This is a genomic window from Advenella sp. S44, from assembly GCF_002810445.1.
Lineage (GTDB): Bacteria > Pseudomonadota > Gammaproteobacteria > Burkholderiales > Burkholderiaceae_B > Advenella.
Window position 1 is genome coordinate 1,474,353 of record NZ_NEXS01000003.1, and the last position, 15,098, is coordinate 1,489,450.

Below are 15,098 nucleotides of genomic sequence, written 5' to 3' on the forward strand. Positions count from 1 at the left end.
TGGTCTGGCCTCATGGTTATTATTGAATATAGATTGAATATAGAGCGTACGTATATGGATGTTGTACTGGCTTCAGGAAATAAAGGCAAGCTGCGTGAATTTGGCGCGCTGTTTGCGCCGCTGGGCATGCGCCTGATTCCGCAGCAAGAACTGAATGTATCAGAGGCCCCAGAGCCTTTTCATACCTTTGTCGAGAATGCGCTGGCCAAGGCACGCCATGCCAGTCATCATACAGGTCTGGCGGCGCTGGCAGACGACTCGGGGCTGGCAGTCGAGGCGCTGGACGGTGCCCCTGGCGTGCTCTCGGCGCGCTATGCGACCCTGTTTGGTGAAGAAAAATCCGATGCGGCTAACAATCGCCGCCTTTTACTTGAGCTGCAGAACCACGATAATCGTCGCGCGGCTTACATTGCCGTACTGGTTTTTGTGCGATCCGAAAACGACCCCTGTCCCATTATTGCGCAGGGCACCTGGCACGGTGAAATCGCCACGCAAGCCGCCGGCGAGAATGGATTTGGCTATGATCCCTATTTTTATATTCCGGATCTTGGGAAAACCGTTGCCCAGCTTGATCCGCAAGCGAAAAACAGCATGAGCCATCGCGCTATGGCGCTCAAGCGCCTGCTGGCAGACCTGGGTGCGGCGTGATCGAAAATATCGTACCCATGCAGCGTCTGAAGCAGGCGATTAATTTTCACAGTCTGCCACCGCTGTCGTTGTACATTCACGTGCCGTGGTGCGTGCGCAAGTGTCCGTACTGCGATTTCAATTCCCACGAGAAAAAGCAGGACATACCGGAAGCGCGTTATCTGGCCGCGTTGCGTCGCGACCTGGAAGATACGCTGCCATTGGTGTGGGGGCGTTCTGTCTATACCGTCTTTATTGGCGGCGGTACGCCCAGTCTATTGTCCGGCGAGGCGATCGAGCAGATGCTTGCCATGGTTCGCTCGTATCTGCCGCTGGTCCCGAACGCGGAAATCACGATGGAAGCCAATCCCGGCACGGCCGAGGCTACCCGTTTTGCGCAATATGCTGCCGCCGGAGTCAACCGCTTTTCCCTGGGCGTGCAAAGTTTCGATGATGATGCGCTGCAACAGCTGGGACGTATTCACAACGCCCGGCAGGCGGAAAAAGCGATCGAGCTTGCGATGAACGCGGTGTCGCAAGTCAATATTGATCTGATGTATGCATTGCCCGGACAGACCGTGGCCAAAGCCCGCGCCGATGTTCAGCGTGCGCTGGACTTCGGCACTCAACATCTGTCGCTGTATCATCTGACGATGGAACCGAATACCGTCTTTGCCAAGTTTCCTCCGAAAGGGCTGCCCGACGAAGATAGCGCGGCTGACATTCAGGATATGCTGATTCAGGCAACCCAGGATGCGGGTTTTGAACATTACGAAATTTCCGCCTACGGGCGTCCCGGTTGCCGTGCGCGCCACAACCTTAATTACTGGGAGTTTGGCGACTATATAGGCATCGGACCCGGGGCGCATGGCAAACTGTCTTTTCAGGACAAGATTATTCGCCGGGCAAACGTGAAGAATCCCCAAACCTGGATGGATCGCGCCCTTGATGCTGATAGCACTGGCCGGATCATGCACGAGCAGACCCTGACGGTGGCTGACTTGCCGTTTGAGTTTATGCTCAATGCGCTGCGGCTGGTGCACGGCGTGCCGGCAACGCTTTTTGAAGAACGGACCAGTCTTTCGCTACTGGCCGTAGCCCCCACCATTCGGGAAGCGGTCGAGCGCGGTCTGCTGGAGCCAGATCCGATGACGATCCGTCCGACCGAGCGAGGACAGGCATTTCTGAATGACCTACAGGCCATGTTCCTGCCCAAAGAGAAAGCCAGTCCGGTCTGAAGCGTTGCACGCGTGCGTCGCCTCGTGCCAGCACGCAAAGGTGCGCTGCGCGCTTGAGTGTCCCATCGCGCACCACACAAAAAAAGGGAGCGCTAGCGGTTTGCGTTCCCGCCTAGCATCACACACCAACAGTGCCTTGCGTTTGAATTGCGCCGCGCCACGCAAAAGGGGCGCTTCGGGTTTGAGTGCCCGCCGCGCATTTTCCCCAACCTTTTCTTGTGCGGTAATGGTGCCTATTTCGGTGTGGCACCAAACAAGTGCATGCGGCAGAATAAAAAAGCACTAAAATAGTGCAGAAAATTTCTGTTTTGCCACGCATAGGCTCATCAATCGTTGGCACGATACTTGCTTGATCTACCGCATACCTTGCTTTAAATACGCATACGGCCGGCTCAGGCCCTGTCATTAGACATTACCCATGGAGATAGTATGACAACCCCTCAAGACGTTCTTAAGCTGATTGGTGATCGTGAAGTGACTTTCGTCGATTTCCGGTTTACAGATACGGTCGGCAAAGAACACCATGTGACGATTCCATCCAAATTGCTGGACGAAGATAAATTTGAATCCGGTCAGGCTTTTGATGGTTCGTCCATCGCCGGCTGGAAAGGTATTGAGGCTTCCGATATGCTTCTGATCCCCGACGCCAAGTCTGTGCGTCTGGATCCTTTCCGTGAAGAGCCTACGCTGATTATGACTTGTGATGTGGTCGAGCCTTCCGATCTCAAAGGATATGATCGCGATCCGCGCTCGCTGGCCAAACGCGCCGAAGCGTATCTTAAGTCCAGCGGTCTGGGCGATACCGCCTACTTTGGTCCCGAGCCGGAATTTTTTGTATTCGACGGCATCACCTGGACTGACGATATGTCCGGCTGCTCGTTCAAAATCAAATCGGACGAAGCGCCATGGTCATCCGGCACCGAGTCAGAATCGGGCAATCTCGGACATCGCCCACGCGTCAAAGGCGGTTATGTTCCTGTTTCCCCGGTCGATTCCTTTGCCGATCTGCGATCAGAAATGAGCGTGATCCTGGAAGAGCAGGGCGTTCCTGTCGAAATCCACCATCACGAAGTTGCTGGCGCCGGTCAGCTGGAAATCGGCACGCAGTTTTCTACGCTGGTTCAGCGTGCAGACTGGAACCAAATCCTGAAGTACACCGTGCATAACGTGGCGCATATGTATGGAAAAACTGCGACATTCATGCCAAAACCTCTCGTTGGCGATAACGGTTCCGGCATGCACGTTCACCAGTCAATCTGGAAAGACGGCCAGAATCTGTTTGCCGGCAATGGTTATGCGGGCCTGTCTGAATTTGCCCTGTTCTACATTGGCGGTATCATCAAGCACGCGCGTGCGCTGAACGCGATCACCAATCCGGGTACCAATTCCTACAAGCGTTTGGTGCCGCATTACGAAGCGCCGGTCAAGCTGGCCTATTCGGCCCGTAACCGATCTGCGTCCATTCGTATTCCTTATGTTGGCAATCCGAAAGGCCGACGTATCGAAGCCCGGTTCCCCGATCCGCTTGCCAACCCATATCTGGCTTTCTCTGCGCTGATGATGGCGGGCCTGGATGGTGTACAGAACAAAATCCATCCTGGCGATCCTGCAGATAAAAATCTGTACGATCTGCCGCCCGACGAAGACAAAAAAATTCCGACAGTGGCAGTCTCGCTGGAAGAAGCGCTGACAGCACTGGACGCAGACCGCGAGTTCCTGACCCGTGGCGGCGTGTTCAGTAACGATATGCTGGATGCGTATATCGAGCTCAAAATGCAGGAAGTGACGCGTTTGCGCATGACGCCGCACCCGGTAGAGTACGACCTCTACTACTCAGTGTAATTACCGTACACGGGCCTTGCCCCCGAAAGGGGGCGAGGCAATCGCCACCGCGCTCGCCTGTTCTTCCACGGCAGGCCGGTTTCTGTCCGAGCCCTGACCGGCCCCGGTTCCAGGGCCGTAGCGGGTCAGAAGGACGACGCTTACTAGGTCAATACGTCCCTATCCCGGTGACGTGGATACCTCAGGACCCATCATGGCAACGAAATTCACAGACGCATACGATCTTCTTGCCACATCCGTTTTGCTGGTGGATGACGACGGTCGGCTATTACACGTCAATAGTGCCGCACAGGATCTGCTGGAACGATCGCTCAAATCACTGGAGCGAACGGCTGCCGTTGATCTGTTTATCGATGCCCAGGCCTTCACCAAAGCGCTCGATTATGTATCGGGCAGGAAACTGTCAAGTGTGAGACTGACGCTTAGCTTGCGCAAGCCGTTGGAAAGCGTGCCTGCCAACGTGACGTTGACCCGGCTTCTGGCCATGCCATGGTCGATTTTGATAGAGATTCGTGAGTTTGAGCAGCACGCGCTGGCCGAACGCAATGAAAGGCTATTTCACGAGATTGAAATTTATAAAGATACATTTCGCAATCTGGCGCACGAAGTCAAGAACCCGCTGGGTGGCTTGCGTGGTGCGGCCCAGTTGCTGGAAATGGAGTTGCAGGATCCGGCGCTCAAGGAATATACGCAGGTCATTATCGATGAGGCCGATCGTCTGCAGGTGCTGGTGGATCGCCTGATTCGTCCCAGTCAGTCGCAGTTGTCCATGTCAGTTGTCAATATCCACGAGGTTTGTGAACGAGTTCATGCGCTGATCAAGGCAGAGTATCAGGATCGCATCACAATTGTGAAAGATTACGATGCATCGGTACCGGATATGAAAGCTGATATGGCCAAGCTGGTGCAGGCCTATCTGAACCTGGCGAGAAACGCAGCGCAGTCGCTGCTGAGCGACGATCGATCACGATCGCAATTCGAAAGTGGATCTGCGGTTGATGACACGGCTCGGGGCCCGCAGCATAGCGACGATAGGCCGCAGCCGGCTGGCCCGCAGATAACATTGCGCACGCGCATACTGAACAAATTTTATCTGCTGAACAAAGTGCACCGATTGGTGGTTGTAGTGTCGGTCGTGGATAACGGCGCTGGCGTGCCAATGCAATTGAAAGACAGGATTTTCCACCCGCTTGTCACCGGACGCGCCCAAGGCACCGGGCTTGGCCTGAGTCTGGCCCAGGAGCTGGCTCATCAGCACGGCGGCTTGATCGAATTTGATTCGGAACCGGGTCACACCGAGTTCAGAATGTTGTTACCGTTGGAGCAAGTATGAAAACAATCTGGATTGTCGATGATGACCAGGCCATTCGATGGGTCCTGGACAAGGCGCTGCAACGCGCCGGAATGGCGCCGAGGTGTTTTGAACGGGCCAGGGATGCGCTCGATGCGTTGCGAACGGAACAACCCGATGTTCTGGTAACGGATATTCGTATGCCGGATATGTCCGGCATTGAGCTGCTCAAGGCGATCAAACAAGAAGCTGCAGATTTGCCGGTGATCGTGATGACTGCCTATACAGACCTGGACAGTACGGTGACCGCCTTTCATGAAGGGGCCTTTGATTATCTGGTCAAGCCTTTCGATGTCAATGAAGCGGTGGCGTTGATCGAACGCGCGTACGAGCATGGTCGTGAAAACACGGCTAATGATGCGGCGCCGACAGTCGCTGCGCCATTGCTGGCTGCGGACTACGACAAGATGATGACGCAATCGTCATCCCGTCAGATGCAGGAAATTTTTCGCGCCATCGGTCGCCTGGCGCCATCCAAGGTAACCGTGCTGATTACGGGCGAGTCTGGCACCGGCAAGGAATTGATTGCACGGGCGGTGCACAAGCACGGCACGCGCGCCGGTAAGCCTTTTGTCGCGCTCAATGCGGCGGCTATTCCGCGTGATTTGCTGGAAGCTGAGCTGTTTGGACATGAGCGTGGATCGTTTACTGGCGCCAGTGCGCAGCGGATGGGCCGTTTCGAAGAGGCCAATGGCGGGACGCTGTTCCTGGATGAAATCGGCGATATGCCGCTGGAGCTGCAGACTCGACTGCTGCGCGTGCTGGCCGAAGGCAATTTCTACAGGATAGGCGGAACCCAGCCCGTGAATGTGGATGTACGCATTATTGCCGCCACACACCAGCCATTGGAAGCGCGTGTCGAGCAGGGCGCCTTTCGTGAAGACCTGTTTCACCGCCTGAATGTGATTCGCCTGCGCGTGCCGCCATTGCGTGAGCGCAGGCAAGACATAGGCCAGTTGGCGACGCATTTTCTGAAAGTCGCTGCCAATAGCCTGGGCGTTGCGCCAAAGCAAATGAGCCAGCAAGCCCTGGGCATTCTTGAACAGTTCGATTTTCCCGGCAATGTGCGCCAGCTTGAGAACTTTTGCCATTGGCTCACCGTGATGTCGCCGGCCCAGCGGATAGACAAGAATGATCTGCCGCCGGAATTGATGGCAAGCCTGCGTTTTTCTCCCGGAACCCGGCGTGCATCGCAACATGTCGTAGAGGAGGCCGACACTCTTGCAGGCAGTTCCCCAGCGCCCACCCACGGGTCTGCGCCAGCCCCACCTTTAGCCGGCCAGTTGTCCGTTGCGTCCGACACTGGCAATTATGACTCGCAGAACTGGCTGAATCAGCTGGAGCTTGAGGTTCTGCAGCGATTGCAGCGCAATGAGACGGACATTATGGTGCAGTTGACGCGCGAATTCGAACGGATCGTGCTGACCACAACGCTACAGAGCTGTCGTGGTCGGCGCATCGATGCGGCAGCCCGGTTGGGCATCGGTCGCAATACGGTGACGCGCAAGCTCAAAGAGCTGGCAATAGCGCACCTCTGATCGTATCGGCCACAGGCAAGTACTTTTGAGCGCGTGCTGTGTGTTTGCCGCTCACAGCGTCGGGCAGACGGCGCTTGGTAGTGGCGTGATTCGCTAGCAGTGTCCGCCGTACTGAGGGCTGAGTCCGCTTATTGTTGGCAATCGTGCGGGCCTTTATGCACGCTTTTTTGCTGGCAGGCACCGCCCGCTGCACGTTTTATGTTGGCAGGCATGGGCCAGCGAGCGGACCGTTTTTCGGTCGAAAGTGTTTATACTATTACTATTGCCTATAGTAAACGCGACGTTCATTGGAGAATCTCATGACCAAACAAGTCATCCAGACAGACAAAGCCCCCAGCGCCATTGGCCCATACTCGCAGGCAGTGGTCGCACCAGGAGGCAGCACAGTATATCTTTCGGGCCAGATCGGTCTGGACTCGGCTACGGGCGATCTCGTTTCCGAGCAGGTTGAAGAGCAGGTGCGCCAGGCCTTCAGAAATATGAGTGCCGTCATTCACGCGGCCGGCGGCTCGCTGCACAGCATTGTCAAGCTCACGTTGTTCCTGACGGATCTCACGCATTTTGGCATTGCCAATAACGTGATGTCGGAACTGATTCCGGAACCGTTTCCCGCCCGCTCCACGGTCGGCGTCAGCGCCTTGCCCAAGGGCGCGCTGTTTGAGGTAGAGGCCGTTATCGTCGTTTGATTACTGCGTCGCCGTGCCTGCCGCTTCCGTGAAAACCGACAATTCCAGCGTCATCAGCAAGAAATTTGCGGCGCTGGGACTGGTCCAGGATTTTGATTTTGTTTTGCACTTGCCATTGCGTTATGAGGACGAAACGGCACTGCATCGCATCGGATCGCTGTATCCGGGCCAAATGGCGCAGGTCGAAGGTATCGTGCGCAAGGCGCAGGTCCAGATTCGCGGCAGGCGGCAACTGACAGCTACCATTGAGGACGATTCGGGCCAGTTGTCACTGCGCTGGCTGCATTTTTATCCAAGCCAGATCAAGGCGGTGGAAGAAGGGCGGCTGATCCGGGTTCGCGGCGAAGTGCGCGGGGGGTCTTTCTGGGGTTTTGAAATGGTGCACCCCAAGGTCAGTCGTGCGGGGGCGCCGCTATCGGATCGACTCACGCCGGTTTATCCGGCGACCGATGGATTGAATCAGCCGCAAATCCGCAAGGCGGTCAACGCGGCGCTCTCCCGCGTGCGGCTTGACGACACCCTGCCCGAGGCGATTCAGCAACAGTATCAACTGGCGCCGTTTGCGCAGGCCATCCAACTGCTGCACAATCCTCCCAAACAGGCCGACACCGTATCGCTGATTGAAAAAACGCATCCAGCGTGGGAACGCATCAAGTTCGACGAACTGCTCGCACAGCAATTGGCCATGTCGCTGGCACGCGCCACCCGGCAGAATCAAAAGGCCTATGCCATGAAGGGGCAAGGCTCGGGACTGGTGCAACGGCTGCTTGCCCAGGTCGGCTTTGCCCTGACTTCTGCGCAGGACAGGGTCAGCCGCGAGATTCTGGCCGATATGCAACACAGCTATCCCATGCAGCGGCTGCTGCAGGGGGATGTGGGCAGCGGTAAAACCGTGGTGGCCGCGATTGCCGCCGCACATGCGATCGATCAGGGATTTCAGGTAGCTGTCATGGCGCCCACCGAGATTCTGGCCGAACAGCATTTCAAAAAATTCAGTGCCTGGTTTGAACCGCTGGGCATCAGTACGGGGTGGCTGGCCGGCAGCCTGACGCCGAAAAAGAAGCAGCAGGCCGCAGCAGATGTGGCAAACGGCACAACTGAACTGGTGGTGGGTACGCAGGCGCTTATCCAGCAGCACGTCTCGTTCGAGCGGCTCGGACTGATGATCGTCGATGAGCAGCACCGTTTTGGTGTCGGCCAGCGTCTGAGCCTGGCCCGCAAGGGCGAGCAGCAAGCCGTGGCGCCCCATCAGCTCAGTATGAGCGCCACGCCCATTCCGCGCACGCTGGCTATGACGTTTTTTGCCGATCTGGACGTCTCGGTGATCGATAAACTGCCGCCGGGCCGCACTCCCGTGGTCACAAAGCTGTTTGCCGACGCACGACGTGGTGAACTGCTGGCTCATGTCCATGAAGTCATTCGGCAGGGCAGGCAGGTATACTGGGTTTGTCCGCTGGTAGAGGAAAGTGAGGCTTTGCAATTGCAAACGGCGACCGACACGTTCCAGCGGTTGCAGGAAGAACTGCCGGGTCTGCGTATCGGCCTGCTTCATGGACGCTTGCCGACACAGGAAAAAACAGCCATCATGAGCGCCTTTCACGGACATGCGCTGGATGTACTGGTAGCAACCACGGTGATCGAAGTTGGCGTGGACGTGCCCAATGCATCGTTGATGATTATTGAACATGCCGAACGATTTGGGCTGGCCCAATTGCACCAGCTACGGGGGCGCGTCGGTCGCGGAAATAATGAATCGGTCTGTGTGCTGTTGTACCAGACCCCCCTGTCCACGGTGGCGACGGCCAGGCTCAAGGCGATGTACGAGACGCAGGATGGCTTCGAGATTGCAAGACGTGATCTGGAACAGCGTGGTCCGGGAGAGTTTCTTGGCATGCGGCAGTCGGGCATGGCGCTCTTGCGTTTTGCCGATATCGAGCTGGATGCGCCCATCGCCGAACAGGCGCGTGACACTGCGGTGCTGATGCAGGCTCAATACCCGGAAGCGGCGGCCGCGCATTTACAACGATGGGCGCGCCAGCGGGCAGATTTGCTCAGAATATGAAGCGCTTGGTTGCGCGCTGGCCAAAAGAGGCGCGCTAGTTCGATTCAAGATTTTGCGTTTCAACCGGACTATCCTGTCCACGGCTGGAGACCCTAGCCAATTTGACACTTACTTTTTGCGGAGCCTGGTGTGACGCTTACTGAACTCAAATATATTATTGCAGTAGCCCGGGAACGACATTTCGGCCGTGCCGCAGAGGCTTGTTTTGTCAGCCAGCCAACCTTATCTGTGGCCATCAAAAAACTGGAAGATGAACTGGGCGTGATCATATTCGAGCGCGGCGGCAACGAAGTGGGTGTGACGCCCACCGGACAGCGGATCGTTACGCAGGCCCAGAAAATTCTGGAAGAAAGCGCCAACCTTAAGGAAATTGCCCGGCAGGGCAATGATCCCTTATCGGGCGCGTTGCGTGTCGGCGTTATCCATACAATCGGCCCTTATCTGCTGCCCAAGCTGATCCCGCTGCAATTGCGCACTACACCGCAAATGCCGCTGATTCTGCAGGAAAGCTTCACGGTGCGACTGCTGGAGTTGTTGCGCCAGGGCGAGATAGACTGCGCCATTGTCGCCTTGCCGCTGCCCGAGGCAGGGCTGGAGGTGCGGCCACTTTATGAAGAAGATTTCATTGCGGCAGTCCCCCGCAATCATCGCTGGGCCCAGGAAACGGATATCGATACTGAGATGTTAAAGCAGGAGACCATGCTCTTGCTGGGAGCCGGACACTGTTTTCGCGACCAGGTGCTGGAGGTATGCCCGGAGATGTCGCGATTTGCGGCCGCGGCAGACGGCATACAGCGTTCTTTTGAAGGCTCCTCGCTGGAAACTATTCGCCACATGGTTGCGGCCGGCCTGGGCATTACGCTGCTGCCAATGACAGCGCTGCCCGAAAAACCACCCTCGAAAGAGGATCTGGTGCGTTACGTGCCCATGAAGCGGCCCATACCCAACCGGGAAGTGGTGCTGATCTGGCGTCGCAGTTTCCCGCGACTGCAGGCGATTGATGCGCTGGCCGACTGTATTTACCGATGCGATTTGACCGGCGTCAGAATGCTTAATGGCAAGATCAGAAGCCTGCACACAAGCTGACTGGCAAAGGGAGAGATTCCTCGCCCCGGAGTCTCACTCAGGCCGGGTCCGCCGTGGCCACCCAGCCGCGAAACGAGAAAGCAGCATAAAAGAGTTCGACATTGACGAAACCGGCTTGCCGAAACAGCGCCTGCTCCTGACTGACCTTCAAGAGCGGCAGGCCTGATGCCATTGAGTCCGCGGACGCCAGCGCATTCTGCCAGTTGACACCGTCATGCTGGCTGAAGGCCACTGACCGCGCCAGCCACGATTGTACGTTGCCCCCCGGGTTGCTGTGATGCGCTGCAATCAGCCGGGCTCCGGGCCTGAGGCGCCGACGAATTTGCTGCAGCGTGTGCAAACGTTCGGTTCTTTCGAGAAAGTGCAACGTGAGCAGGCAAGTGGCGCCATCATACTTGTGAACAGGTGCGGCCTCGACAGTGCCGTCTATCAGCGTTATACGGTTTTTGAACGATTCCGTGTTGCGATGCGCCAGATCCAGCATGGAGGCAGAGGGATCGACGCCGACAAACTTCCATTGTGACTGTGCTTGGGCCATCGCCTTGAGTTCCATCCCGCCACCGGCGCCGACAACCAGAATTTCCGCAGCCTGCGGCAACTGCTCATTCAGTAAAAGCATGGTCATGCGATGCAGATCGGCCAGCCCGGGAACTTTGCGCTCTGTCCCTGCCAAGTAGCCCGGGACGACCGTAGAATCGAATTGAGGCAATGTTTTACCGGTCATGGGTGTGTCCTCCCGGGCGTGATGTCCCGGCGGTAGGTTGGCAGACTTGGCAGCAAGTAACGAAAAGATCGTTCATATATCGTCAAACCATACAAGACGCCGTATTCCATGTCAATTGAACAGAGCCGCTGGCCTTGCGGCGTTTGGCAATTAGCAGGCCACGGCATCCAAATAGCGCGTAACAGCTGTACCCGGTAGGCGAGCATCGTGGCAAGTGCCGTTGCCCGATGACATGGTGGGCGCATTCGTCAAATCAGGGTTTACCTTGAGCGTTCTAACAAAATTGAACCCATGTAAAAAAAAAGTGCGAGAATAACGACGTTAAACGTGATTACGTATCCTTACATTACCGGAGTACTACAAATGAACTATCTGAAAGCATCTGCACTGTCCGTGGCCATTTCCGCCGGCCTGATGCTGTCGACCCAGGCACTGGCTGCAGATACCATCAAAATTGCGGCAGTCGGCCCCGTAACCGGCCCCGTAACCCAGTATGGCGACATGGTGCGTGAAGGCATTCAGACCGCAATCGAATCGGTCAACGCGGCAGGCGGCTACGATGGCAAGCAATTTGAAATGGTGCAAGTGGATGATGCTTGCGAACCCAAACAGGGCCCGACAGCAGCCAATAACGTGGTCAACAATAAAATCGGTTTCGTGGTCGGACCGGTCTGCTCCGGTGCGACGGTTGGCGGCGCGTCTGTCTACAATCAGGAAGGGGTAGTCATGATCACGCCTTCGGCCACGGCACCCAACGTGACAGACGGCAAAAATTTTGATTTCGTTTTCCGTACGATCGGAAGGGATGACCAGCAAGGCCCCGCAGCGGCAAAATATATTATTGACAGCGTCAAGCCCAGCAAAGTCGCAATCCTGCATGACAAACAGTCCTATGGACAGGGGATTGCCTCATCCGTACGCGACAACCTGAAAAAGGGCAATATTGAGGTTGCGTTGTTTGAAGGTATCAACGCCGGGGAAACGGATTACTCATCAGTCATTACCAAGATGAAGTCATCTGGGGTGGATTTCATTTACTACGGTGGCTACCATCCCGAGATGGGCCTGCTCATGCGTCAGGCATCTGAGCAAGGTCTCAAAGCGAAGTTCATGGGTCCGGAAGGCGCCGGCAATCCTGAAATCAATGCGATCGCCGGCGATGCCGTCGAAGGCATGCTGCTCACCTTGCCTGCCGATTACTCCTCACTGCCAGAGAACAAAGCCGTCGTCGAAGCCTTCAACGCGAAAAAACGTAACGCGTCTGGCGCCTTCCAGCTAACCGCCTATGCCGCGACACAAGCCATCGTGGAAGGTATCAAGGCCACCAACAGTACCGATCCCGAGCAAGTCGCTGAATGGCTGCACGGCAATACAGTTAAATCGGTCATCGGCGATCTGTCATGGAATAAGCAGGGCGACCTGAACACCTTTAAGTTTGACGTCTACACCTGGCACAAAGACGGAAGCAAAACAGCGGTCAAGTAAACCGCCACGCCAGGACGTCAGGAATTCGCGTACGCCGTCAGGCAATGCGAGTTTTGTCGGTCCGACAAAGGGCAATGAAACTGGATCCGTCGCGCGCGGATCCAGTTTTGTTTTGGAGGGCGTTTTGGTCCCCATAGGCCAACACGCTTTTGCCGCCATGTTCAGTACACCGTTAATAAACCCAGCCCGCAGCGCATATTTTCTTATTACGATCCTGCCAGCCCATCAGCCCATCAGCCCATCAGCCCATTAGTTAACCAGCCCACCAGTTAACCAGGTTGCCTGCCAGTTTAAGTCAGCGTTGCTTCAACGCTCGTTCCGCCACACCCGCTGACCACGGGCAAGCCGGCCAATTCGATTCGGACCCGCGTTAGCGCTCGTTCGCCGTATTTTCAGTTTCAGGCCTATCCCATAGGGCGAACTGCAAAAAAGACCGAACTCGCTAGGATCAATCGCAATCCTCAGTGAGTACTATTTCTTGAGCTACATCATTCAGTTTTTTTCCGATCGCGCTTAATATGCTCGGGCCCAAATCCATTACTAATAAACAGCAAAGGACACAAATGGCAGGCTGCTCATTCCGTTCTGCAAAGCTTCTGCATGCACGTGTGCCACGGTGTACTGCGATACCGTTCTTTCCTGCGCCATGTCTGCACTCAATAACGACCAGGCGCGTGACCAGCTAGCGCTCTGGGCAAACGGGTTTGTGGCAGGCCGTGTCGGTTCGTTGTGTGCCTTAGTCGGATGACACAGCTTCTGGCCGACATCCGTTTATTGTATTTGTCGTCATAAGGTGTTTAATTGTCGCGGCTAAAAACGACTTGCGCTACAGGGTTGCTGTTACTGTCGTTACACGGTGCCGCCATTGCCCAGGCTCATCCTGTTGCCGCATTGGTGGACGGACAAAGAACGGCACAGCAGGAACTCGAAAGAATCCGGCAATACCGGCAACAGCATAGAAACAGCCAGCGGCATTACGAGCCGGCCAGGCAAGCGCAACAGAACAAGTTTAAAGGGCAGTCGTGCCTGTCCTATGACCGGCTGGAGCTGGTCGGTGTCTCCCTGGTAAAACCGGATGCCATTTTGCCCAGCGTGGACGAATGCCTGAATGCCGACCGGCTCAACCAGTTAAGCCGTGAGCTGACCGCTCTCTATCTGGAACATGGCTATTTGCATAACGTCTTTGTGTTCGAGCCCATCGGCCAGATTTTGTACCTTAGGGTTACCGAAGGGCGTGTGGCAAAAATTAGCGGGCAAGATGCCATTGTCAATGCAGATATGCTTTTTCCGGGTTTGATCGGCAAACCCTTGAGGATCCATACCCTGGATCAGGGGCTGGATCACACCGATAAGTTTTTTTCAAACAAGGTCAGTGTTGATGTGAAATTGCAGCCCGGTGGCGATATCGAATTGCAAATGCGCAACCAGTCCCGGGGACGCGCCGGTGGCTATGTTGGACTGGACAATAACGGCAATAAAGGAACAGGTCGGTGGACGGCGCGAGCGGGCCTGGTCATAGACAGCCCGTTTTCGTTGTCAGACTCGATCATGATCAGTGCGAGCCAATCGCTGGGCAGCAAGCCCTTCAGCCTGTATAACCGCAGCCTGGCTTTTCACTATTCCGTGCCCTATGGATACTGGGACTTCAGTGTATTTGGCTCTATCTCGCAGTATCGTGATCAGCTCTTTATTCATGAGAACCGCTATGTGTTGGATGGCAGAACCTGGCAGGCGGGGTTACGTGCCAATTATGTTTTTACCCGGGGAAGCAATCATGTGTCGTCGGTATACGGACAGCTGGAGCAAGTAAGCGCCCGCGGCCGTTTTGAAAAAAGCGTGATCTATTTGCAAAGTCCGGTGATGGTCAGCGCCCAGATTGGATGGACCCACTTGCGCGTCTTACCCGACGGCGTCATGTGGACCGACGTTGCGTACGAACAAGGCTTGTCGTGGAAGCAGGGATATGCAGACATCTATAAACGCAGCTATCGCAATTTCAGCCTGGCGTTCAACGCCCAGTTCTATCATCGTCGTGGCCAGCACACCTGGCATCATGAGCACGAACTGCTGGCCCGTTACAGCCCTCATCTTCTACCCGCCATCAAACAGCTGGACCTGCTGGACAAATATGCCGTTCGCGGGTTCAGGCGAATGAGTACATCAGCGGAAAAAGCGGTGGTGCTGCGGAACAATCTTTATCTGGGCCAGCAACAGGGATCGTTGACGATACGACCGTATGTGGGGCTGGATATCGGGATGCAAAAATCAAACCGATCACGCAATGAGAAACCAAGATGGGCTCATTCGTGGTCAATTGGATTGAAACTTAACGCTCACAATGGTTTGGATGCGAGGGTCGAGTTTTCAAAGGGTCGTCTGCATGATCATAACGGGTCATGGGGCGATCACGCACTGAGCTTGAATCTGAGTCAACGGTTCTAGCAATATTGTGGTTCAAC

The 15,098-nt window shown here is 55.7% G+C and carries 11 protein-coding genes; 10 read left to right on the forward strand and 1 reads right to left on the reverse strand.

Annotation, left to right across the window (positions count from 1 at the left end):
• Window positions 1-12: 12 nt before the first annotated feature.
• The 8 genes from rdgB (at window position 13) to CAP48_RS10910 (ending at window position 10,430) form a co-directional block, all read left to right on the forward strand.
• A complete protein-coding gene (gene rdgB / locus CAP48_RS10875) occupies window positions 13-648 on the forward strand; it encodes an RdgB/HAM1 family non-canonical purine NTP pyrophosphatase (protein WP_242444402.1) in 636 nt (211 codons plus the stop codon).
• 17 nt (window positions 649-665) lie between these two features.
• Window positions 666-1,865: a radical SAM family heme chaperone HemW gene (gene hemW, locus CAP48_RS10880; RefSeq protein ID WP_242444462.1), complete on the forward strand. Its 1,200-nt coding sequence runs from the start codon at window positions 666-668 to the stop codon at window positions 1,863-1,865.
• Window positions 1,866-2,294: 429 nt separating this feature from the next.
• Window positions 2,295-3,707: a type I glutamate--ammonia ligase gene (gene glnA, locus CAP48_RS10885; protein WP_100696369.1), complete on the forward strand. Its 1,413-nt coding sequence runs from the start codon at window positions 2,295-2,297 to the stop codon at window positions 3,705-3,707.
• Between the two features lie 193 nt (window positions 3,708-3,900).
• Entirely contained in the window at window positions 3,901-5,040 is a 1,140-nt protein-coding gene (locus tag CAP48_RS10890) for a nitrogen regulation protein NR(II) (protein WP_100696371.1), read from the forward strand.
• Window positions 5,037-6,596 carry a nitrogen regulation protein NR(I) gene (gene ntrC, locus CAP48_RS10895; RefSeq protein ID WP_100696373.1) on the forward strand — a complete coding sequence of 520 codons (1,560 nt, stop codon included), beginning with the start codon at window positions 5,037-5,039 and terminating at the stop codon, window positions 6,594-6,596. The genes CAP48_RS10890 and ntrC overlap by 4 nt, the downstream gene beginning before the upstream one ends.
• A gap of 299 nt (window positions 6,597-6,895) precedes the next feature.
• A complete protein-coding gene (locus tag CAP48_RS10900; protein ID WP_100696375.1) occupies window positions 6,896-7,282 on the forward strand; it encodes a Rid family detoxifying hydrolase in 387 nt (128 codons plus the stop codon).
• A gap of 28 nt (window positions 7,283-7,310) precedes the next feature.
• Entirely contained in the window at window positions 7,311-9,344 is a 2,034-nt protein-coding gene (gene recG / locus CAP48_RS10905; RefSeq protein ID WP_255411704.1) for an ATP-dependent DNA helicase RecG, read from the forward strand.
• A 129-nt stretch (window positions 9,345-9,473) separates the two neighbouring features.
• Window positions 9,474-10,430, forward strand: a complete 957-nt coding sequence (locus tag CAP48_RS10910; protein ID WP_100696379.1) for a LysR substrate-binding domain-containing protein — start codon at window positions 9,474-9,476, stop codon at window positions 10,428-10,430.
• Between the two features lie 37 nt (window positions 10,431-10,467).
• Here CAP48_RS10910 and CAP48_RS10915 read toward each other — a convergent pair whose 3' ends face one another.
• Window positions 10,468-11,154 carry a class I SAM-dependent methyltransferase gene (locus CAP48_RS10915; RefSeq protein ID WP_100696381.1) on the reverse strand — a complete coding sequence of 229 codons (687 nt, stop codon included), beginning with the start codon at window positions 11,152-11,154 and terminating at the stop codon, window positions 10,468-10,470.
• Window positions 11,155-11,517: 363 nt separating this feature from the next.
• On the opposite strand from CAP48_RS10915, the gene CAP48_RS10920 reads away from it, so the two are divergent.
• Window positions 11,518-12,639, forward strand: coding sequence for a high-affinity branched-chain amino acid ABC transporter substrate-binding protein (locus CAP48_RS10920; protein ID WP_100696383.1), 1,122 nt, complete (start codon window positions 11,518-11,520; stop codon window positions 12,637-12,639).
• Window positions 12,640-13,440: 801 nt separating this feature from the next.
• On the forward strand, window positions 13,441-15,081 hold the full coding sequence (locus tag CAP48_RS10925; protein WP_100696385.1) for a ShlB/FhaC/HecB family hemolysin secretion/activation protein: 1,641 nt from the start codon (window positions 13,441-13,443) through the stop codon (window positions 15,079-15,081).
• The last annotated feature ends 17 nt before the right edge of the window (window positions 15,082-15,098 follow it).

Coding starts and splice junctions, on each gene's coding strand:
- rdgB (WP_242444402.1), top strand. CDS start 13: ATGGTTATTATTGAATATAGATTGAATATAGAGCGTACGTATATGGAT.
- CAP48_RS10915 (WP_100696381.1), bottom strand. CDS start 11,154: ATGACCGGTAAAACATTGCCTCAATTCGATTCTACGGTCGTCCCGGGC.
- ntrC (WP_100696373.1), top strand. CDS start 5,037: ATGAAAACAATCTGGATTGTCGATGATGACCAGGCCATTCGATGGGTC.
- hemW (WP_242444462.1), top strand. CDS start 666: ATGCAGCGTCTGAAGCAGGCGATTAATTTTCACAGTCTGCCACCGCTG.
- glnA (WP_100696369.1), top strand. CDS start 2,295: ATGACAACCCCTCAAGACGTTCTTAAGCTGATTGGTGATCGTGAAGTG.
- CAP48_RS10920 (WP_100696383.1), top strand. CDS start 11,518: ATGAACTATCTGAAAGCATCTGCACTGTCCGTGGCCATTTCCGCCGGC.
- CAP48_RS10900 (WP_100696375.1), top strand. CDS start 6,896: ATGACCAAACAAGTCATCCAGACAGACAAAGCCCCCAGCGCCATTGGC.
- CAP48_RS10890 (WP_100696371.1), top strand. CDS start 3,901: ATGGCAACGAAATTCACAGACGCATACGATCTTCTTGCCACATCCGTT.